The following is a 20,189-nucleotide window of genomic DNA, read 5'->3' as shown; positions in this document are numbered from 1 at the left end:
GTGTGTTACTCGCATAGGTAGGCTCTGCGGCGCGCACCGCAAGGGGCACGCTCCAGTTCAATCCACGAAGGGGCAAGAATTTCCCGCTATTCGGGCCGCCAGCTGCGCGCCAGTTCGTCTAGCAGCATCACACCGAAACCGCTCGAACCCTTGGGCACCAGCGGAGTGGTCACCTTGGGATCGTCGACTCCGGCCATGTCGATATGCAACCACGGCAGGTCCTCGGGCACGAAATATTCGATGAAATGCGCGCCCGAGCTCGCGCCGGGCGACACGCCCGAATTGACGACATCGGCCATCTCCGAATCGCGCACGGCCTTGCGGTAGGTTTCGTGCATAGGGAGCTGCCACAGCTCCTCGGTGCTTCGCTCGCCCGCGGCAATCGCGGCCTCCGCATAGGCATCCTCTCGTGCGAATACACCCGCATATTCGGGGCCAAGCGCGCGTCCGACCGAGCCGGTCAGCGTGGCGATATCGACCAGCGCGTAGGGCTTCGCTTCGCTCACCACATACTCGATGGCATCGGACAAGACCAGGCGACCTTCGGCGTCGGTACTGACGATTTCGATGGTCTTGCCCGACATGGTCCTCACCACATCGCCCGGGCGCTGGGCATTATCGCCCGGCATGTTCTCCGCCAGAGCGGCCACTGCCACTACGTGCACCGGAGCGCGGGACTTGGCGAGGCTGTAGATGGCACCGGTCACGGCTGCCGCGCCCGACATGTCGCGCTTCATCGCACCCATGCCGCTGCTCGGTTTGATCGAGATGCCGCCGGTATCGAAAGTGATGCCCTTGCCCGCGAGCGCGATCGGTGCGCCCGATGCGCCGCGATAGGTAATCATCATCAGGCGCGGCGGACGCTTGCTGCCCTGCCCGACCCCGGCGATCGCGCCCATGTTGAGACGCCGCATGTCAGCCTGGTCGAGCACGCGGATGGACACGTCCGGCACGTCCCTGAAAAGCTCTCGCGCGCGGGCGACGAAGCTTTCGGGATAGATGACGCTGGCTGGCTCGTTGACGAGGTCCCGGGCGAAGCGAACGCCGGTCGCGAGAGCGGACTGGCGAGTTTCCCACGCCATCCTTGCAGCCTTCTCTTCAGCTCCGACGAAGGTGATCGCCTGCGAGGGCGCATCCTCGCGATCGGTCTTGTAACGGTCGAAGCGATACTGTCCGAGGGTTGCGCCCAGCGCAGCAAGCGCCAGCGCGTCGCTGCCCGGAAGGCCCACAACGGCAACAGCCGCATCTTCGTTGGCCAGTTCCTGCGCAATCCGGCCGCCGACCACGCGCCAGTCGGGTGACCCGCCATCTTCCTTGGCTACGCCGAACAACACGATGCGGGGAGCGCCCGGAGCAGCGGGAAGTTCGAGCATCGTATCATCGCTGCCAGTAAATTCCGCCGCCGCGACCCGTGCGGCCGCGTCGGCAGGCAAGCCTTCGATTGCGGGCAGGTTCGCATCGGTCATCACCACGGCCAGTGCGGCACCGCCAGGCACCTGCGTGGCAAACTTCATCGGACGCTCCGCGCTGTTTGCGATGGTAGCCGGGACGATGCCCGAGCCGGAGACATCCTGTGCGTGGATCACGGACGGAATGAGTGCCACGGGAGCGACAGCGAGGGAAATGGCGGCAAGCGAAGTGCGCTTCATGATGCAGACCCTTTGATCAATGTGTATTGCAAACAGGCTGCTGCACGGGCTGGTCATGCCAGGCAAGTCTGGCAAGGCGATGGTTCGGCAACCCGTCGATGTCACTCGACGAAGGGAGTCAGTTTACACCCGCATCTTCGAGGCCGGGGACCATGACCGTACGTGCGCCGCCGAAATCCTCGCGCACTACGATCAGGCCCTGCTTCTCGAGGTGGTCGAGCAGGCGGCGGATGCGCCCCGGTGAACTGGTGCCATAGGCGCGGGCCAGCTCATGCTCGTCGACCTCGGTCTCGCCCGCATGGGCGGCCTTGGCAATCACGAGGAAGGGCCCGAGAAGGTCTTCCTCGACCGTGCCTGCAAGCTGCATGATCCGCGCCTGCATGTCCTCACCCAGCGCATCCAGCCCCGCGCCTGCAGTCGCGAAGCGGCGGCGGAAGGCATGCATGTCGGGCATGGGGCCGATCAGCCTCTCGCGGCGGCAGCGGGTGAGGAAAGTCTGGTACTGCGCGCTGGCAGACTGGAAGGCGATGCCCTCCTCGCTCGCCAGTTCGCCGATGATCTCCTCGATGCGTCTGGCGACATGCGATGTGTCGAGGCCCTGGCCGGGCGCTTCGGCCTGCCGCTCCTCGGCATGGGCAATGCTGTCCTCAAGCTCGTCAACGCGCGGCGCGGGCGGCGGAGCAGGTGGCGGGGGTGCCTTGGCGACGTCGGCGGCGAGGTCGCGGGTAAGGAGATCGGCCATGTCCGCAGGCGCGGTATCAGGCAGCGCCATAAGCCCCTCGCTGCGCGCCTGGTTGCCGGTCTTCACCGGACCGATTTTGCAGGCGACCGGCAGACGCGTGATCGCCGGGCCCAGCGCGAGGAAATGCCCGCGCTCCAGCTCGCGGATGCGCTCCGCCTGCCGCCGCTCCATGCCGAGAAGGTCCGCCGCGCGCACCATGTCGATATCGAGGAAGGTGCGGCCCATCAGGAAGTTCGAGGCCTCTGCCGCGACGTTTTTGGCAAGTTTCGCCAGCCGCTGCGTGGCGACGATGCCTGCAAGGCCGCGCTTGCGGCCGCGGCACATGAGGTTTGTCATCGCCGACAATGTCATGCGGCGCGTATCCTCGGCCATCTCTCCCGCTGCGGCAGGCGCGAACATCTGCGCCTCGTCGACCACCACCAGCGCCGGATACCAGTGCTCGCGTGGGGCATCGAACAGCGCGGTGAGGAACTGCGCGGCGCAGCGGATCTGCTGTTCGACCTCCAGCCCGTCGAGGTCGAGCACTACGCTGGCGCGGTGTTCGCGGATACGGCGGGCCAGCGCCTCGATCTCGCCCGGCGAATAGGCCGATCCATCGATCACCACATGGCCAAACTCTTCGGCGAGCGAGGGAAAATCGCCTTCTGGATCGATTACCACCTGCTGGACCATCCCGGCGCTCTCTTCGAGCAGGCGGCGCAGCAGGTGCGACTTGCCGCTGCCCGAATTGCCCTGGACGAGCAGGCGGGTCGCGAGGAGTTCCTCGATATCGAACTCGACCGGTTTGCCCGAGCGTTCGTGGCCTATGGTGATCTGCGCTGTCACTTCGCTCTGGCTAGCCACGCGAATCCTTTGCGCGATAGTGCGCTAACCATGGTTTTGCCCAACCCGTTGCCTCGGCTCGTCGCTCTCGCTAGGCAGGTTTCAAGAGAGGACTGAAATCTATGCGGAAATGGTTGGGGCGCATCGGAGCCGCGCTCGTCGTCTTGCTGCTGGTGGCTTTCGTTGTGCTGGCGACATGGGAGCCGATCTGGGCACAGCGCGACGATGTGCAGCCCTCTCGTGCCAGCTACACTGCTGAGATCATCCGCGATCATTACGGCGTTCCGCATATTTACGGCAAGCGCGATGCCGACGTCGCCTTCGGTGTCGCCATCGCTCACGCAGAGGACGACTTCACCACACTGCAGGACGTTATCGCCATGAGCCGCGGCCGCTATGGCGCGATCGCGGGCGAAGACGGCGCGCTGTTCGACTATGCCTACCACCTCCTCGACGCGCGCGGCACGGCGGAAAGCGAATATCCAAAACTGCCAGAGGATACGCGCGCGCTGTTCGAGGCCTATGCTGCGGGCCTCAACCAGTTTGCCCGCGAGAACCCTGGCGAGGTCAAGCTGGGCAATCTGTTCCCAGTGGACGGGATTGATGTGGCCGCCGGCTTCGCGCTGCGCCAGCCGTTCTTCTTCGGCCTCAACGGGGTGATCGGGCCTCTCGTCCAGGGCGAGGAACTCCGCAGCGAATTCGGACCCGACATCGAGGGCTTCGAACGTCCGCCAGCAGGCGATGTCGGCGCGCGGCCCGGTGAAAGCAGCGAAGAGGATGTCGCCTACTCGCCGCTCCACGCCGAGGGCGCCTTGCCCGGTTCCAACGCCTTTGCCGTCAGCCCTGAGAAATCAGGCGGGCCGACCACGCTCATTTCGAACAGCCACCAGCCCCTGCGCGGCGGTGTCGCCTGGTACGAGCTGGTCGTCGAGAGCGGTGAGGGCTGGCACTATGCAGGCGCGAACTTTCCCGGATCGCCCTTCCCCTTCCTCGGCCACAACGAAAACCTGGGCTGGACCAATACAGTCAACCGCCCCGACATGACCGAAGTCTACAAGCTGGAAATGGATCAAGACGGCACGCACTACCGCTTCGGCGGCGAATGGCGCGAGCTGGAAAGCAGGGAGGAGATACTGCCCGTCCGCTTCGGACCCATCGTCCTCCCGATCACGCAGACCTTCTATCGCAGCGTCCACGGCCCGGTGATCAAGAACGACAAGGGCTTCTTCGCCATCCGCTATGGCGGGATGGGCAATCTGGGCCAGCTCGATGCCTATTACCGGCTCAACAAGGCGAAGACCTACGAGGAATGGGAAAGCATCATCGCCCGGCTCGATATTCCGAGCACCAATTTCCTTTACGCCGACAAGACGGGCAACATCGCCTATGTCTATAATGCCGCGATCCCCGATCGCCCGGCCGAAGTGAATGGCAAGCGCGTCAACTGGCGCGGTGTCCTCGATGGCAGCGATCCGGCTTTGCTGACTCGTGGGACGATCGATTTCGAGGAGCTTCCGCGCTATCTCAACCCTTCGAGCGGCTGGCTCTACAATTCCAACAACGAACCTTACACCGCAGCTGGCGCCGCGGACGACCTGTCGCCCGATGCCTTCCCGGCAGAACTGGGGGTCGAACTGAAACAGACCAACCGGTCGCGCCGTGCTTGGACCCTGCTGAGCGAAGCGGAAGTGCTCGACCGGGCCAATCTGGAACGCATCAAATACGACACAGCCTATTCGCGCAGCGGCTATATCGCGAAGCTGTGGGACGAACTCGCCGCGCTCGACCTTACCGACGACGGCGAACTGGCGGCGGCGCGCGACCTGCTGCAGGATTGGGATTTCAAGGCGGACAATATCGGTGAAGCTGACGCCCTCGCCCTGCTGATGATCAAGGACTTCATGTCCGCCGAATATCAGAACAAGGCCGAACCAGTCGTTCGCGAGATACTGTCGGAATCGGTCGCCCATCTGAACGAGCATTTCGGGCGCATCGATCCGCCCATGTCGGACCTCCTGCGCCTGCGTCTGGGCGATGTCGACCTGCCGCTGGACGGCGGCTCCGACACACTGCGCGCCTCGACCACCTGGCGGGTCGACGAGGATGGGAGGCTCGCGCTCGTTCATGGAGACAGCTTCATCCAGTGGGTCGAGTGGACCGAGGGCAAGCGCGTCTTCTCGCGCTCGATCCAGCCCTTCGGTGCTGCCAATGGCCGCGCCGACAGCCCGCACTACACCGATCAGATGCAGCTATTCGTCGATCACAAGCTGAAACCGGTGCACTTCTGGCGTGATGATGTCCTTGCCAATGCTGTTTCGCGAAAGACCGTGACGCACCGCTGACCACGCTCTAGCGTCCGAATCACACTGACTTTCCGAGTCGCTCAAAGGGGAGAGATTATGCGTTTCAAGACCTTGCTGGCGGTAACCGCCGCGCCCGTACTACTTGCCGCCTGCGCCACAGTTCCGGGCGATGCACCTGCTGCACCTGTGGCAGTTGCCGATGTCGATCGGCCGGCGGACCTTGCCTCGCTGATCGATGAGGTCAGCATTCCTTACGAGCAGTTCACGCTCGAAAACGGCCTCGATGTCATCGTTCACACGGACCGCAAGGCGCCCGTCGTCGGCGTGGCCGTGTGGTACAATGTCGGTTCGAAGGATGAACCGCAGGGCAAAAGCGGATTCGCCCATCTGTTCGAACACCTGATGTTCAACGGTAGCGAAAACGCCCCCGAAGACTACTTCCAGTACCTGCAGGAAATGGGCGCGACCGATTACAACGGCACCACCAATTTCGACCGGACGAACTATTTCCAGACCGTGCCGACCGCAGCGCTCGAACGCGCGCTTTGGCTCGAAAGCGACCGGATGGGGTATCTGCTCGGAGCGGTGACGCAGGGCAAGCTCGATAACCAGCGCGGCGTGGTCCAGAACGAAAAGCGCCAGGGCGACAACCAGCCCGGCGGGCTCGTCTTCTACGAGATCGTAAAGACCCTATTTCCGCCGCCCCATCCCTATGATCACACGCCGATCGGTTCCATGGCCGACCTCGACAGCGCGAGCATGGAAGACGTGCGAAGCTGGTTCCGCGACAAGTACGGACCCAACAATGCCACGCTTGTGCTTGCCGGTGACGTCTCGGCCGCCGAAGGTCGTCGCCTCGCAGAGAAGTACTTCGGTCCCATCGCCCGCGGCCCGGTCAATAACCCGGCACAGGCGGATATCCCGGAATTGGCAGAGGACGTCCGTACGATCATGCGCGACCAGGTCGCCGCGACCACCATCTCCAAATACTGGACCGCACCGGGCATCACCAGCCGCGAACTGACCGCACTCACGGTGGGCGCGGACATTCTCGGTGGTCTCTCCTCGAGCCGCCTCGACCAGACGCTTGTCCGCGATGAACAGCTTGCCGTCTACGCCTTCGGCGGCAACTATTCCTTCCAGCGCGTAGGCGTGCTGTCCCTTGGCGCGACCGCCAAGCCGGGCGTCGCGACCGAAACGGTAGAAGCGCGTCTCGACGAACTGATCGCGCAGTTCATCGCCGAAGGACCTACGGAAGACGAGGTGCGCCGCGCAGCTACGAACACCGTGGCACAAACGATCCGCGGCCTCGAACAGGTCGGTGGTTTCGGCGGCAAGGCAGTGACTCTGGCCCAGGGCGAAGTGCTGGCAGGCGATCCGGATTTCTACGCCAACCAGCTCGAAGTCCTTGCCACGCTGACCCCGGCGGAAGTCCAGGCCGCGATGCAGCGCTGGCTGACCCGCCCGGCAATGACCCTGGTGCTCGAACCCGGCGAACGCGGCGACGATTACGAGGAGGCAGCTTCGGTCGAAGGCGCTGCCGATGCCGACAGCAATGCCGCAAATGAGGAGATCACCGTCACCAAGGTGCGTCCCGCTCCGCCGATTGCTGCGAGCGCAAATCTCGACTTCCCCGACGTCCAGCACACCACGCTCGCGAACGGGATGACGGTGCATTATGCACAGCGTACCGCCGTGCCGGCAACCTATGTCACCATGTCGTTCAACGCCGGCAGCACTGCCGATCCGCTCGACAAGCGCGGGCTGGAGACGCTGGCCCTCACGCTGTTCGACGAAGGCACTACCACGATGACCTCGCAGCAGCTTGCCGAAGCACGCGAGCGGCTTGGGGCCAACATCTCGCTCGGCGGCGGCTCGGACCGGTCGGACTTCACGCTGTCGGCCTTGTCGGCCAACCTCGTACCCTCGCTTGAACTCCTGTCGGACATTATTCGCAATCCCGCCTTCGATCCGGCCGAAATCGAGCGTGTCCGCACGCAGCAGGTGACGAACATCGAGCAGGAGCTCAAGACGCCCGCCTCGATTGCCGCGCGCACGATTGCTCCGCTCATCTATGGCGATGAAAATCCCTACGGCGGGGCCGGGAACGGCACCGTTGCTTCGGTCAAGGGCATCACAAGAGCCGACATCCTGGCGTTCAAGGATCGCTGGATCCGGCCCGACAATGGCGAAGTCTTCGTCGTTTCGGATCGTCCGCTTGCCGAGATCGTCGGTGCTCTCAACACCGTGTTCGGCGACTGGGATGCCCCCGATGCAGCAAAGGGCGTGAAGCGCTTTGCCGACCTGCCGGCCCGGCCCGATGTTGGGCGGGTGGTGCTGGTGAACCGGCCGAATTCGCCGCAGAGCTATATCTACGGCGGTCAGGTGGTCGACGTCGATCCGCGCGATGACAGCTATGTCGACTTCCTCAATGCCAATAACGCGCTAGGCGGAAACTTCCTCGCGCGCCTCAACATGAACCTGCGCGAGACCAAGGGCTGGAGCTACGGCGTGCGTGGCGGACCGCAGACCTACGAGAATGCGACTGCCTATACCGTGCGTGCCCCCGTCCAGGCCGACCGTACCGGAGATGCCGTGGCGGAGCTTATCCGCGAGACCGGCGAGTTCCTCGATACGCGCGGCGTGACCGATGCGGAACTGAAGCGCATCGTGGCTGCCGAAATCGGCGAGCTTCCCGGCCGCTTCGAGACCTCCAGCGCAGTCCTGTCCGCCATGCAGAGCAATGCGCTCTACGGGCGCCCGGACAATTACTACGAACTGCTGGCGGACCGCTATCGCGCGCAGACCGGCGCAAGCCTCGACGCTGCGGCCCGTGCTGCGATCGATGCCGACAAGTTCGTCTGGGTTATCGTCGGCGATGCCGAGCAGGTCGAGCCGCAGCTCGAACAGCTCGGTCTCGACGTCGAAGTGGTCGAAATGGGAGAGTGAGCCTTATTGACATTGTTGTCAGCAAGCTCGAATACGCGTTTAACGCAATCAAAGGAGAATACGCATGTCCGTAGCCGGAACTTATGACACCGTCGTCAAGAGCCCGATGGGCGACCAGAAGGGTACTTTCACCGTCGTTCCGGGTGATGGCGACAGCTTCACCGGCTCGATGCAGGGCGGCATGGGCGGCATGGACGTTGTCGATGGCAAAATCGACGGCGACAAGCTGACCTGGAAGATGAACATGACCGTCCCGATGCCGATGGAACTCAACTGCGAAGCCACCGTCGCTGGCGACCAGCTGACCGGCAAGGTCAACGCCGGCGCATTCGGCGACATGCCGCTGACGGGCGAACGCCAGGGCTGATTCCAGCATCATCCGATAAAGGGGCCGCCGGTAGCGATACCGGCGGCCTTTTTCGTGTCGCAGCACTATGTGCTAGAGCGCAGTCAAGAACCGAGAACACGAGTCGCAATCCGCCAACTGCCCGTCACAGTAATCGTAAGGGAAAACGACCATGTCCGGACTGAAAAAGAGTACCATCGCAGCAGGCGCGCTGTGCGCCATGATTGCCGCGCCGCTCGCTGCCGAAAAGGCGGACCAGTTGCTATTCCTGAACGGGCGCGATGCAGCATACGCCGAAGGCCAGCTCGAGGCGCGCGGCTTCCGTCACGAAAGCAGCCACGACAGCTATTCGCGCGGCTACATGTACAGCTACTGGTGGCACGGCCAGAACAACAACTGCATCCGTGTCGAAGCATATGGAAACGAAGTGGCTTCGGTTGCCGATGCGAGGCCGAGGGATTGCGGCCATTCGGGTTCCAGCGGCGGCGACGCGGCAGCGGCAATTGGCGCCCTTGCAGGCGCAGCGATCCTTGGCGCCCTTCTGAGCCACAAGTCGCATCACCATGACGACAGCAAACACCACGAGAACGTGGAGGACGAAGCGCATTTCGAGCGAGGGTACAAGGACGGCCTGTACAACGCGCCATATCATAATGCCGACCGGTCGAACGCCTACTCCCGCGGCTACCAGTCGGGTGTTGACGAGCGCCTTGCGAACCTGCGCCACCATTCCGGTCAGGGCGGCTATGCCCCTGCAAGCAAAGCTCCGAAGCCCGGATCGAACGAGAGGGCATATTTCGATGATGGGTGCAGGGCCGGGAAGAGCGATGCGCGGGCGAGCATGAGCATGTATCATGGCCGGCATTCCGGCGCATACGACAGCCGTTTCGAACCCTACTTCAAAAGCGGGTACGAGGAATGCTGGGCCAGGTTCAGATAAACTGTCCGGACTGGTCCTGCAGCAATAGAGGTCGCATCGACATACGCCGCGACCGGCGCTGAAGACAGGAGAGAGCAAGCATGCGGGTTCCAACATGTCTGGCGAGCGCTGCCGCCCTCGTCCTATCCGCCTGTAACGGAGCTGGCGACGCGCCCGCACAAGAGGACGCAACAGCAGGAGAGGTTGCAGTCATCCCGGAAAGCCTCGCGCCTTTCGGTGAAGGCTATCCCAATGCTGGGGATCCCTGCTTCAATCTGGGAGAAAGTCCGGCCACCTCGCAATATCTTGATGACAGCGCCGTGCTCGTAGGATGTCCGAGCCCAGCCAGCGCAGCGGCAATCGGCGGCGCGATTGTCGACGTCGTCGACGGAGTTAGTATCGTCACCATCCCGACGGGCGATGCGAATGCAGGCATGGTCGAGGCACAGGCAAGAACCTCCGTAAGCCAGCCCGCCTATGGCGAGGGCGACGCCATGGACGCGGCAACCGGATACCATGCGACGACCACCCTGCCCTGCGGCTTCGACAACAAGGCGCCGACGCAGAACTGCGATGCGGGCGTGAAGCGCAACTGGGGCGATGACGGGACCAACCTCGTCGAGGTCACCAAGCCGGATGGCCGCAAGCGCGCGATCTTCTTCAACGGAACCGAGCCTTACGGCGCGGACAGCGCGCAGGCCGATGGCTCTGCCGGATGGGACTTCAGCTCCACCCGCGACGGCGACCGGATCACAATTCGCTTTGGACCCGAGACCTATGTCATGGTCGATGCCCTGATCGAGGGGGGCTGACCCGGATTATTCGAAGCGGGCGCTGTCCATCATGGCGCGCACGCCCGCGATATAGCGGTCGAAATAGTGAATCCGCGGTGCCTCGAAGCTGATCAGATAGAGTTTCTCGTCGATGATCGCAGCGCGCGCTTCGCCCAGCCGCGCGACATTGTCGCCGCCGGTGTAGCTGTAGCTGAAGTGCACGCCTTCGTATCCCGCAAGCGTCGCCGGCTTGACCTCGACGATCTCGAACAGCGATCCGCCGAGCGCCACATTGGCCGTGTCCTCGTACCATTCGACGAGATCGGTCAGCAGCATGTCCTTGCTGAATTCGGGCAAAGGATTGCGCTTTCGCTGATGCTTCTTGAACAGCGTCTCGCCGTCCTTGATCTTGGCATAGAACATCAGTTCGGACAGCGCGACGCCGTCCTGCGTCCAGATCTCGCTGCGGCTGGTGGGACGCTCGGTGGCGCGGTTCCAGTCGACGGGAGCTGTTACGCGCATGCTGGATCGGGCGACCTTGCGCGTTTCGCCCTCCTCCACCAGTCGCCAGCCGGCTTCTGCCGGAGCAGCGGCCAGCATTGAGGCAAGCGCCAGCGGCCCTGCCAGTTTCATCCAGGTCTTCACGATTGCACCTCCCCTGCCATCGAGGCGAGCAGCGCCGCATCGGGCGCGTCGGGTTCGAGTTCGAGATAGCTGCGCAGTGCAGCCTGCCCTTCGGGCTTGAAACCGTCACGCATCAGAGCCAGGCCGAGTCCGCGCCAGCTTTCTGCCGGAGCCTCGCCCGTGGCGATGGCCTGTCGGTAAAACTCGGCAGCCTGCGCGAAATCGCCCTCTTCGGCGCGCGCACGGTAAAGTTCGGCGCGCGCATAGAGCAGGTCGCCGGTCCAGCCCATCGGATCGTCTCCGGCCAGCGTCGCCAGCAAATATTCGGTGCCGCCGAAATCCTTGAGGGCAATCTGGTCCTCGATCAGTTCGGGCCACCAGCTGGCCAGCGCCGCGCGATATTCGGCCGCGCCGCGATAGCGTTCCTCAGCCTGTTCCCCCATCGCCTCGCGCGCCATCTGGGCGAGCCTGCCCATGCGGTCGGTTGAGCGCGGGTGCGTGGCGAAAAGTCCGCCGTTACGGTTCTTGTCACTGCGATGGCCGCGCTCCTCGGCAGTTGCGTCCATCTCGGCGCCCAGCTGCGACCAGATGGCCGATGCGGCACGCGGATCGTAGCCCGCTTCGACCAGTTCCTCGATCGAGCCCGCATCCGCCTCGCGCTCCATCTCGCGGTTGAAGGAGAACATGTTGCCTAGCACAGCGACCTGCGTCGCCATGCCGACCGCATAGGGCACGCGCACGGGAATGACGGAGAGCCAGCTCAGGAGGTCGGTCTTGCTGCGCCAGTTGCGGAACAGGCGCAGCGAGTGCTGCTTTTCGAAGTGGGTAAACTCATGTGCCAGCACCGCCGCCAGCTGCGCCTCGTCACGCATGCGCAGCAGCAGCCCTGAATAGACCAGCATCACTCCGTTGGGAGCCATGCTTGCATTGAAGACCGGAGTGCGCACGAGGTAGATGCGCGTTGCCTGGCAGCGCGCTTCGCCCACTGTCTTGCAGGTGACCGAGCGGACGTATTCGTTGAGCTCCGGATCCTCGATAAGGAAACGCGATTCCTTCAGGCGGCGCTCGGCCTCGTCCATCTGGTACCACAGACCCTTCTCGAGATCGTCCTGCGGCTCGTAGCCGTAGGCGCTCGGGAGTTGCTTCTCCGTAGCTGCCTGCGCTTCGGCGCCCTCGGTTTCGGTGTCCTGCGCAGCGAGGGGCTGCGCGACCAGACCGGCGAAGGCTACACTGGCTAAGAGACGCTTCATTCTCCGTCCTCCTCGTTCGTAGCGGGCTGGTCGGCCCCATCCTCGGCCGGCAATACCTCGCCCTCGTCATTCGTGACCGGCGGGAGGACGATCACCGAGCCCGCAGGCTCTTCGCCATCGACGTCGGGTGCCTTGGTCGGGAACTCCTCCATCAATTGCGCCACGCGCTTCTGCGCGCCTTCCACCGTGCGCGGATCGCCGCCCATCGATGTGTCGATGTTGAGCCAGACGAGATCGCCATTTTCGAGATCGACCAGTCCGGCATAGCCGACATGCACGCCCGAAGGCACGAAGCCTCCGCCGAGCACAAGCGCAAGACCCTGGAGGACCTTGCGGCCGGTCGAGCCGTAGCTGTCGAAAGTGTAGAAGAAGAGGCCGTAATCCCCGCCCAGTTCCTTCAGCCGTGCGGCGTCCTCTCCCAGCGTCCAGTCGAAGCTGTCCTTCTTGGTCGGCAGGCGGTTGCCATAGGTCATCTTGTGCTGGAGCACTGCGCCCGCAACCGTGCCGAAGAGAGCGGTATATTCTTCCACCGTCTCGCCCATCTCGCCTTCCTGGTCGGGGACCATGACGAGTTCGATGCCGTTGGCGCCGTGCATCTGCGAAAGCGCGCCGATGAGGTTGGCCTTGGCCGTTTCGGACCATTCGGCGTTCGGTTCGTTCATCCCGCCGGTGGTCTGCTCGCCCACGCTGACACTGGGGCGGAAAACAAGGATGTTCTGCTGCCCGGGACGAATCTGGTAGCCTTCCTTGACCTCCGTGCGCTCGAGCCCGCCGAATTGTGCGACGGCAGGCTGGGCAGCGGCCAGCGAAAGTGACACGACGGCAAATGCCGCAAGAATTTTGCGCATGACAGGCGACCCTTGCATGATTGGGAGCGAAAACAGTCGCATAATAGGGATGAACCGTCGCTGACATACGACGGTTCCCCCTGTTCAGCTACCGCATCGTCCGATGCCAGGGGGGAGGTCAGCCGTCGAGCTTGGCCTTGAGCAGCTGGTTGACCACGGCCGGATTGGCCTTGCCCTGCATAGCCTTCATCGTCTGGCCGACGAAGAAGCCGAACAGCTTGTCCTTGCCGCCGCGATATTCGGCGACCTTGTCCTCGTTCGCGGCGATGATCTCGTCGATTTTGGCCTCGATCGCGCCCGTGTCGCTGACCTGCTTGAGGCCGCGCTCGTCGGCGATGGCTTCGGGCTCGCCGCCCTCCTTGAGGACGATCTCGTAGATCTCCTTGGCCTGGCCGCCGGAGATTTCGCCCTTGTCCTGCATCGCGAGGATAGCCGCCTGTGCCTCGGCGGTGGCATTCGCCATGTTCGCTTCGTCACCGAGCGATTTGACCACGCCGGGAGCTACCGACAGCGCCCAGTTGGCAACCTGCGTGGCGACCTTGGCCTCGGGCTGGCCGATTTTTGCCGATGCCGCCGCAAGCAGGGTTTCGAAGCGGCCGAAGGTCTCGACCTCGGCGGTCAGCTCGCGCGCATTGTAAGGCGTGAGGCCCAGTTCGTTTTCGTAGCGCGCACGCTTGGCGTCGGGTAGTTCGGGCAGCGAGGCGCGGCATTCCTCGAGGAAGCTGTCTTCGAGTTCGAGCGGAAGCAGGTCCGGATCGGGGAAGTAGCGATAGTCATGCGCATCTTCCTTGCTGCGCATGGTGCGCGTGGTGCCGGTGCCGGGATCGAACAGGCGCGTTTCCTGGTCCACCGTGCCGCCGTTTTCCAGCACATCGACCTGGCGGTTGGCCTCGTATTCGATGACCTGCATGACGAAACGCACCGAGTTCACGTTCTTGGTTTCGGTCCGCGTGCCAAATTCCTCGCCCGGCTTGCGGACGCTGACGTTAACGTCGGCGCGCATCGAGCCTTCTTCCATGTTCCCGTCGCACGAGCCGACATAGCGAAGGATCGAGCGCAGCTTGCGGACATAGGCCCCGGCTTCGGCGGGGCTGCGCATATCGGGCTTGGAGACGATCTCCATCAGCGCGATACCGACGCGATTGAGGTCGACATAGGACATGGTCGGATGCTGGTCGTGCATCAGCTTGCCCGCATCCTGTTCGACATGGATGCGCTCGATGCCGATGACCTTGTCTTCCGGAATGCCTGCCTTTTCGTCGGCTTCGATGGTCAGCTGTCCCTCGCCCACGATCGGATGGTAAAGCTGGCTGATCTGGTAGCCCTGCGGCAGGTCGGCATAGAAGTAGTTCTTGCGGTCGAACCGGCTCCAGGCGTTGATCTGTGCCTCGATCGCCATGCCGGTGCGCACGGCCTGCCGGATGCATTCGCGGTTCGGTACGGGCAGCATGCCGGGCATCGCCGCGTCGACAAGGCTGACCTGCGTATTTGGTTCGGCACCGAAAGCGGTCGACGCGCCAGAGAAGAGCTTGGCATTGGAAGTCACCTGCGCGTGCACTTCGAGGCCGATCACGACCTCCCATTCGCCCGTGGCGCCCTGGATACGATAGGTACTCATTTCTTCTGCTCCTCGCGGCGGACATAGATCAGGTTCTCGCCCTTGATCAGCAGGTCGAAATCGCGCCTGCCCATTTCCGCCTGGAAATTCCTGCTGGTTGCCCTTTCGGGGAAGATGTGGTCGTGCGGCTCGATATAGACGAGCTTCGCGCAGTCGAGCCAATCGGTGTTGGCGGCAAAAAGGTCGTCCTCGAAACCCTCGATATCGATCTTCACCGCAAACAACTCGCCATTCTCGACCATGCCGACACACTCGTCGACGGTCACGATGCGGCAGCCGCTTTCGGCGCGTTCGGTCGTCACGGCATAGGCTGCGACATCGCTTTCGACCGAAACGAAACCCGGCTCCCCGCCGATGGCCGCCTCGACGATTTCGATGCGATCGTTGCCCGCGCAATTCGCGCGCGCCATGGCCGCGTTCGAACTATCAGGCTCTACCCCGACGATCCGGGCTTGCGGATATTCGCGCGCAAACCAGAGCGCCGCCGCGCCGATATTCGCGCCTGCATCGACAATCACCGGAACCTTGCCCGATGAGCGGATCGCCGTTTCGAAGCGCTTGGCGCGCCGGGTCTGGACATCCTGCGGGAGAACATATTGCTCGTCGCGGTAGATCTGGCGGACGACCTCGAGATCGCTGGTGCCGCGCCGCACGCGGATGGATTCGCCCCCTCCCAGCGGAAGCACCGACCCCAGCTTGGCGCGCGCAGTGAAGGCCGGCCCGCCGCGAAGCAGGTCCTTGGCCGTTTCGAGTGCGACGCCTTTCAGCATTACCACCACTTCTCCGGCTGCGCTTCGAACCCTGCACGCTGCTGGATCGCAAGGCCCGCGTCGAGCACACCCTGCTCGTCGAAGGGCTTGCCGACGAGCTGCAGGCCGAGCGGCAGGCCATCGGGATTGAGCATGGCGGGCACGCTCATCGCGGGCAGGCCGGCGAGCGATGCGGGAACGGCGAAGACGTCGTTCAGATACATCGTCAGCGGGTCGGCATCGAGGCTGCCGAGCGGGAAGCTGGCGGTCGGCGTCGTCGGTGCGAGGATGACATCGCATTCGGCGAAAGCCTTTTCGAAGTCCTGCGCAACCAGCGTGCGGATCTTCTGCGCCTGAGTGTAATAGGCGTCGTAGAAACCTGCGGAGAGCACATACGTACCGATCAGCACGCGGCGCTTCACCTCGTCGCCGAACCCGGCGGCGCGGGTGGCGGCATACATGTCCTGCAGGCCCGCCCCGTCGGGCAGATCGCGCAGGCCATACCGCACGCCGTCATAGCGCGCGAGGTTGGACGAGGCTTCGGCAGGAGCGATGATGTAATAGGCGGGCAGCGCGTATTTCGTGTGCGGCAGCGAGACGTCTACGATCTCCGCTCCGGCATCGCGCAGCATGGCCTTGCCCTGCTCCCAGCTGTCGAGGATCGCCTGGTCGGTGCCGTCCATGCGGTATTCCTTGGGGATACCGACTTTCTTGCCCTTGAGGTCGGCGTTGAGCGCCGCTTCCCAATTGGGCACATCCATCTGGAGGCTGGTTGCGTCCTTCGGATCGAAGCCGGCCATCGCCTCGAGCATGATCGCACAGTCTTCTACCGAGCGAGCCATGGGGCCTGCCTGGTCGAGGCTGCTGGCGAAAGCCACCACGCCCCAGCGGCTGCATCGGCCATAGGTCGGCTTGATACCGCAAATACCGGTGAATGCGGCGGGCTGGCGGATCGAGCCGCCAGTATCAGTGCCCGTCGCGGCAGGCGCGATGCGTGCGGCCACGGCGGAGGAGGAGCCGCCAGAAGAACCGCCCGGGCTCATCGCGGAATTGGTGCCTTCCTTCTTCCACGGCGAATTGACGTTGCCGAAGTAGGAGGTCTCGTTCGAGCTGCCCATCGCGAACTGGTCGAGATTGAGCTTGCCCAGCATGCCTGCACCCGCATCCCAGAGGTTCTGGCTGACGGTGCTTTCATACTCGGGCTTGAAGCCTTCGAGGATGTGGCTGGCGGCAGTGGTCTGCACGCCCTTGGTAGCGAAGAGGTCCTTCATGCCGATTGGCACGCCGCCCATCTTGCCGAGGCTCTCACCCTTCGCGCGCTTTGCATCGACAGCGTCCGCAGCGGCAAGGGCATGGTCGGGCGTGGTGACGATGAAGGCGTTGAGTTCGGCAGCTGCAGCGACGGCAGCGTTGAAGCTTTCGGCCACTTCGCGCGCAGTGAAGTCGCCGCCGGCCACGCCGTCACGGATGTCCTTCACGCCAAGCTGTGTGAAATCGGTCATTATTCGATCACCTTGGGTACGCCGAAGAAGCCGTGTTCGGCCACCGGTGCATTGGCGAGGACATCATCGCGCCGGCCCCCCGAAGTTTCGGGGATGGCATCGACCACGTCGTCGCGCAGGCGCAAGCTGTTGGGGATGACTGCGGTCATCGGCTCGACGCCGCTGGTATCGACCTCGCCCAGCTGTTCGACCCAGTCGAGGATATTGTTGAGTTCGGGGACCATCTTGTCGAGCTCGGCATCGCCCATTTTTATGCGGGCGAGCGAGGCGATCTTGGCCACTTCTTCGCGTGTGACTGACATGCAGGGCGCGTTAGCGGCGCTGGCCCTGCGCTTCAAGCGGATTGGCGGCGTGAAATGCTATTCGAACGGCTGTCCGGCGGGCTTGCCGTCGACATAGATGCGGCGACCGTGCCATTCACGGATTTCCACACTCGAACCGGGGTGCTGCGGCGGGATCGGATTTCGCACGAATTCCGACTCCTCGATATCCACTGCGCCCACACTGGCCGCATCGGGATTCGCAAGGTCGAAGTCCAGCCACTGCACGTGCCCGTTCTCGACGATGGCCACCATCCTTCGGTCGTTATCCTGGTCGCCCGCATCGAGCGCGACGCACGGCATATTGCATAGCCAAGAGGTGTCACGAATGCGCTGCTCTACGCGCTGGCGAAGGGATTCGTCCCGGAATGCGATCCGCAAATGATCCATCCGTTCGTCACGCTGGCTTCGCCCCTCCACGCGGCGATAGGTCCTGGTATTCTGCGCCGCCGCGCTGGCGGCCATTTCGGCAATCTGCTCGTCGTCGCTCTTCGCAAGCCGATCCAGCGCCGCGCGGCCCGCATCGCCGAAATCCCAGCGCAATGCGGAGAAGTCGAACTCGTCGGTTTCGACCTTGCCCGATGCAAGCCTGTCCAATTGGTCGCGCGTCGAGATCGCGCCGAAATCGAGGATCGGCAGGGCGAGCAGGAACGTCAGCACGCAGGTGCCGACCGCAAGGTGCAAATTGGCCGTGCGTACCCGGTCCATCCAATGTGCCATCCGCCCACGGATCGGGGCGACGAAATAGGCTACGCCATAGGCGACTGCTACCACGATGGCGACGAGACCCCAGATGCGTTCGGGGCTGAGGCCGTATTCGGCGATGCGGGTACCGGTCGATATCGCCGCCATGATCGCCAGGGGCAGGATGCCGAGAGCGAGCACAAGTGCCGCCCAGCGCATCACGCGGTTCCCGCTCGCCTCCTCATCGCCATTGCGGACGACCGAATTGACCAGAACGAAGCTTGCCGCGGCGCAGGACAGCAGCAAGGGCGTCGGACTGCGTGTCGCGCCCCAAAGCACGTCCAGCCCGCTGACCAACACGGCGAGGATGAAGATGACGAGCGTAGCGGCAAAGGGCACGGCGATCAGGGAAAAGACCAGCATCACTACCGATTGCAGCGTGCCGATAACCTTCAGCTGGTTGCGCAACACGCCCAGCGCCGCACCGATGGTCACGCCGGCGAAACTGGCGTTGAACCAGTCATCGCGGAGCAGTTCGCGCAACAGATCGATCTCGATGGCGGCGAACAGCTCAGCCAGCAGGTTGGCGAGCAGCCATGACAGCGCAAAGAACGCCAGCGCACCCGCGACGCTTATGGCATCGGTCCAGACGTGGAAATGCGTTTCCTTATAGGGCGTCGCCCAACGCAACCGGTGGAAGCCCGATTGGAATAGCGGAATGGCCAGCACGATCGATACGACGCCCGCTGCCATCCAGTATCCGGCATCCGAATAATGGTCGTCGGCGCCTGCCACGCGCCAGGCGATACCCGCCATGATTGCGCCAATAAGGAGCGAGAATGCGAGTGGCCGTTTCCAGTTCGCGCGGTCGACCGTGAGGGCGAATCCACCCGCGCCGAAGAACACGAAAGCCCCCAGCGCGGCGCGCCAGGGCGTGAACTCACGCTGCGGGACATCGGTCAGGTACCATACCAGCAGCCCGGCAATGCCAAGCATGGCGGCAAGCACCCACGGTCTCATCGACCAGTCGGAAATGTGCGTGCTCTCGTTATCGGTCATGGCTTTCCCTCCCTCGATAGCGGAAGGGTTAGCCTGTGAACCTTACCCGCGCATGAGCGCGAGAGCAGCTTTCGGTGGAAATTATTCGGCAGGGACCGGCGCGGGCTCGGTTCCCTGCGGCCCACCCATTGCGCCCATCAGCGCCTGCAACTGGCGAGCCTTGGCCTCGAATTCTTCGCGCGCCAGGAAATCGACCACTTCGACCTCGAAAGTAAGGTCGGCATTGGGCGGGATGTCCGATCCGGGCGGCGGCTCTGCGCCATAGGCTTGGTCGCCCGGAATGGTCAGGCGATACTTGCCGCCTTTCTTCATCTGCTTGAGGCCTTCGAGGAAGCCGGGGATGATTGCCCCCTCTTCGAGCAGCAGCGGGCTGCCTTCGGGGAAAACGCCGGGCGGGATAGGCAGCGGACGCGAACGATCGAATTCGGTCCCGTCGTCGAGCGTGCCGACATAGTTCACGAAGACCACGTCACCGATCTGCGGCGATTCGCCGGTGCCTTCGCTAAGGACCTCGACTCCCATCGCCTTGGGCGCGGCGGCCCATGCAAGACCCGCCCCCAGAAGGATAGCGACAATCACGCCAAGCCAGAGCTTCGTCAGCGAGCCCTTCTTGATTGGCTGGAGCGGTACGCGGGTAATCTCGGTCATGAATTCACTGTCCTGATACGCAGAGGGCGCGGATTTCTCCGCGCCCTCATGGCTTAGCTTGATGGTGCTGGCAACGGCTTACTTGATGCCGTCGCGCTCCATGCGCTTGCGCTCCATCTTGCGAGCGCGGCGAACGGCTGCAGCCTTTTCACGGGCGCGCTTTTCGCTGGGCTTTTCGAAGTGACGACGCAGCTTCATTTCGCGATATACGCCTTCACGCTGCAGCTTCTTCTTGAGCGCGCGCAGGGCCTGGTCGACATTGTTATCGCGAACGATGATCTGCATAAACTAAAACACCTCGACTTGCGGGACAGAGCCCGCCGCTGCGGGTATGCCTCCTTGAAAACGGTTTCGCTAATACAACGAAAAACGCGCCGAATCCGT

17 protein-coding genes are annotated in these 20,189 nt (G+C 63.4%); 5 read left to right on the top strand and 12 right to left on the bottom strand.

What is annotated here, in order from left to right; all coding sequences use genetic code 11:
- Window positions 1-86: 86 nt before the first annotated feature.
- Both K3178_RS02915 and K3178_RS02910 read right to left on the bottom strand, forming a co-directional pair.
- Window positions 87-1,649, bottom strand: coding sequence for a leucyl aminopeptidase family protein (locus tag K3178_RS02915; RefSeq protein ID WP_221569879.1), 1,563 nt, complete (start codon window positions 1,647-1,649; stop codon window positions 87-89).
- 118 nt (window positions 1,650-1,767) lie between these two features.
- On the bottom strand, window positions 1,768-3,216 hold the full coding sequence (locus K3178_RS02910; RefSeq protein ID WP_221570759.1) for an ATP-binding protein: 1,449 nt from the start codon (window positions 3,214-3,216) through the stop codon (window positions 1,768-1,770).
- Window positions 3,217-3,335: 119 nt separating this feature from the next.
- On the opposite strand from K3178_RS02910, the gene K3178_RS02905 reads away from it, so the two are divergent.
- The 5 genes from K3178_RS02905 to K3178_RS02885 all read left to right on the top strand — a co-directional run bounded on the left by K3178_RS02905 (window position 3,336) and on the right by K3178_RS02885 (window position 10,542).
- On the top strand, window positions 3,336-5,555 hold the full coding sequence (locus K3178_RS02905; protein ID WP_221569878.1) for an acylase: 2,220 nt from the start codon (window positions 3,336-3,338) through the stop codon (window positions 5,553-5,555).
- A 57-nt stretch (window positions 5,556-5,612) separates the two neighbouring features.
- On the top strand, window positions 5,613-8,465 hold the full coding sequence (locus K3178_RS02900) for a M16 family metallopeptidase (protein WP_221569877.1): 2,853 nt from the start codon (window positions 5,613-5,615) through the stop codon (window positions 8,463-8,465).
- Window positions 8,466-8,529: 64 nt separating this feature from the next.
- Entirely contained in the window at window positions 8,530-8,832 is a 303-nt protein-coding gene (locus K3178_RS02895; protein WP_221569876.1) for a hypothetical protein, read from the top strand.
- A gap of 151 nt (window positions 8,833-8,983) precedes the next feature.
- On the top strand, window positions 8,984-9,751 hold the full coding sequence (locus tag K3178_RS02890) for a hypothetical protein (RefSeq protein ID WP_221569875.1): 768 nt from the start codon (window positions 8,984-8,986) through the stop codon (window positions 9,749-9,751).
- Window positions 9,752-9,831: 80 nt separating this feature from the next.
- The gene (locus K3178_RS02885) at window positions 9,832-10,542 is read left to right on the top strand and encodes a hypothetical protein (protein WP_247713491.1); all 711 of its coding nucleotides are present in this window, start codon (window positions 9,832-9,834) and stop codon (window positions 10,540-10,542) included.
- A 6-nt stretch (window positions 10,543-10,548) separates the two neighbouring features.
- Here K3178_RS02885 and K3178_RS02880 read toward each other — a convergent pair whose 3' ends face one another.
- The 10 genes from K3178_RS02880 to rpsU form a co-directional block, all read right to left on the bottom strand.
- A complete protein-coding gene (locus tag K3178_RS02880) occupies window positions 10,549-11,148 on the bottom strand; it encodes a hypothetical protein (RefSeq protein WP_221569874.1) in 600 nt (199 codons plus the stop codon).
- Complete coding sequence (locus tag K3178_RS02875) at window positions 11,145-12,377, bottom strand: M48 family metallopeptidase (protein ID WP_221569873.1); 1,233 nt, start codon at window positions 12,375-12,377, stop codon at window positions 11,145-11,147. Before K3178_RS02875 ends, K3178_RS02880 begins: the two co-directional genes overlap by 4 nt.
- Window positions 12,374-13,225 (bottom strand): hypothetical protein, encoded by an 852-nt coding sequence (locus K3178_RS02870; protein WP_221569872.1) that lies wholly within the window; start codon window positions 13,223-13,225, stop codon window positions 12,374-12,376. Before K3178_RS02870 ends, K3178_RS02875 begins: the two co-directional genes overlap by 4 nt.
- Before the next feature lie 118 nt (window positions 13,226-13,343).
- Complete coding sequence (gatB, locus tag K3178_RS02865) at window positions 13,344-14,843, bottom strand: Asp-tRNA(Asn)/Glu-tRNA(Gln) amidotransferase subunit GatB (protein ID WP_221569871.1); 1,500 nt, start codon at window positions 14,841-14,843, stop codon at window positions 13,344-13,346.
- Complete coding sequence (locus K3178_RS02860) at window positions 14,840-15,613, bottom strand: FkbM family methyltransferase (protein WP_221569870.1); 774 nt, start codon at window positions 15,611-15,613, stop codon at window positions 14,840-14,842. Before K3178_RS02860 ends, gatB begins: the two co-directional genes overlap by 4 nt.
- Entirely contained in the window at window positions 15,613-17,094 is a 1,482-nt protein-coding gene (gene gatA, locus K3178_RS02855; protein WP_221569869.1) for an Asp-tRNA(Asn)/Glu-tRNA(Gln) amidotransferase subunit GatA, read from the bottom strand. The genes K3178_RS02860 and gatA overlap by 1 nt, the downstream gene beginning before the upstream one ends.
- Window positions 17,094-17,396, bottom strand: coding sequence for an Asp-tRNA(Asn)/Glu-tRNA(Gln) amidotransferase subunit GatC (gene gatC / locus K3178_RS02850; protein ID WP_221569868.1), 303 nt, complete (start codon window positions 17,394-17,396; stop codon window positions 17,094-17,096). Before gatC ends, gatA begins: the two co-directional genes overlap by 1 nt.
- Before the next feature lie 57 nt (window positions 17,397-17,453).
- Complete coding sequence (locus tag K3178_RS02845; protein ID WP_221569867.1) at window positions 17,454-19,157, bottom strand: DUF4153 domain-containing protein; 1,704 nt, start codon at window positions 19,155-19,157, stop codon at window positions 17,454-17,456.
- An 81-nt stretch (window positions 19,158-19,238) separates the two neighbouring features.
- Window positions 19,239-19,805, bottom strand: a complete 567-nt coding sequence (locus K3178_RS02840) for an FKBP-type peptidyl-prolyl cis-trans isomerase (RefSeq protein WP_221569866.1) — start codon at window positions 19,803-19,805, stop codon at window positions 19,239-19,241.
- A 78-nt stretch (window positions 19,806-19,883) separates the two neighbouring features.
- Window positions 19,884-20,090, bottom strand: a complete 207-nt coding sequence (gene rpsU / locus K3178_RS02835) for a 30S ribosomal protein S21 (RefSeq protein ID WP_221569865.1) — start codon at window positions 20,088-20,090, stop codon at window positions 19,884-19,886.
- Window positions 20,091-20,189: the final 99 nt, after the last annotated feature.

The sequence above is a fragment of the Qipengyuania sphaerica genome (genome assembly GCF_019711595.1).
Lineage (GTDB): Bacteria > Pseudomonadota > Alphaproteobacteria > Sphingomonadales > Sphingomonadaceae > Qipengyuania > Qipengyuania sphaerica.
This window is presented reverse-complemented; position numbering and strand designations above follow the sequence as displayed.

Bases quoted from the DNA above. Each gene is read 5' to 3' on its own strand.
- K3178_RS02915 (WP_221569879.1), bottom strand. From the start codon at position 1,649: ATGAAGCGCACTTCGCTTGCCGCCATTTCCCTCGCTGTCGCTCCCGTG.
- K3178_RS02905 (WP_221569878.1), top strand. From the start codon at position 3,336: ATGCGGAAATGGTTGGGGCGCATCGGAGCCGCGCTCGTCGTCTTGCTG.
- K3178_RS02900 (WP_221569877.1), top strand. From the start codon at position 5,613: ATGCGTTTCAAGACCTTGCTGGCGGTAACCGCCGCGCCCGTACTACTT.
- K3178_RS02895 (WP_221569876.1), top strand. From the start codon at position 8,530: ATGTCCGTAGCCGGAACTTATGACACCGTCGTCAAGAGCCCGATGGGC.
- K3178_RS02890 (WP_221569875.1), top strand. From the start codon at position 8,984: ATGTCCGGACTGAAAAAGAGTACCATCGCAGCAGGCGCGCTGTGCGCC.
- K3178_RS02885 (WP_247713491.1), top strand. From the start codon at position 9,832: ATGCGGGTTCCAACATGTCTGGCGAGCGCTGCCGCCCTCGTCCTATCC.
- K3178_RS02875 (WP_221569873.1), bottom strand. From the start codon at position 12,377: ATGAAGCGTCTCTTAGCCAGTGTAGCCTTCGCCGGTCTGGTCGCGCAG.
- K3178_RS02870 (WP_221569872.1), bottom strand. From the start codon at position 13,225: ATGCGCAAAATTCTTGCGGCATTTGCCGTCGTGTCACTTTCGCTGGCC.
- gatB (WP_221569871.1), bottom strand. From the start codon at position 14,843: ATGAGTACCTATCGTATCCAGGGCGCCACGGGCGAATGGGAGGTCGTG.
- K3178_RS02860 (WP_221569870.1), bottom strand. From the start codon at position 15,613: ATGCTGAAAGGCGTCGCACTCGAAACGGCCAAGGACCTGCTTCGCGGC.
- gatA (WP_221569869.1), bottom strand. From the start codon at position 17,094: ATGACCGATTTCACACAGCTTGGCGTGAAGGACATCCGTGACGGCGTG.
- gatC (WP_221569868.1), bottom strand. From the start codon at position 17,396: ATGTCAGTCACACGCGAAGAAGTGGCCAAGATCGCCTCGCTCGCCCGC.
- K3178_RS02845 (WP_221569867.1), bottom strand. From the start codon at position 19,157: ATGACCGATAACGAGAGCACGCACATTTCCGACTGGTCGATGAGACCG.
- K3178_RS02840 (WP_221569866.1), bottom strand. From the start codon at position 19,805: ATGACCGAGATTACCCGCGTACCGCTCCAGCCAATCAAGAAGGGCTCG.
- rpsU (WP_221569865.1), bottom strand. From the start codon at position 20,090: ATGCAGATCATCGTTCGCGATAACAATGTCGACCAGGCCCTGCGCGCG.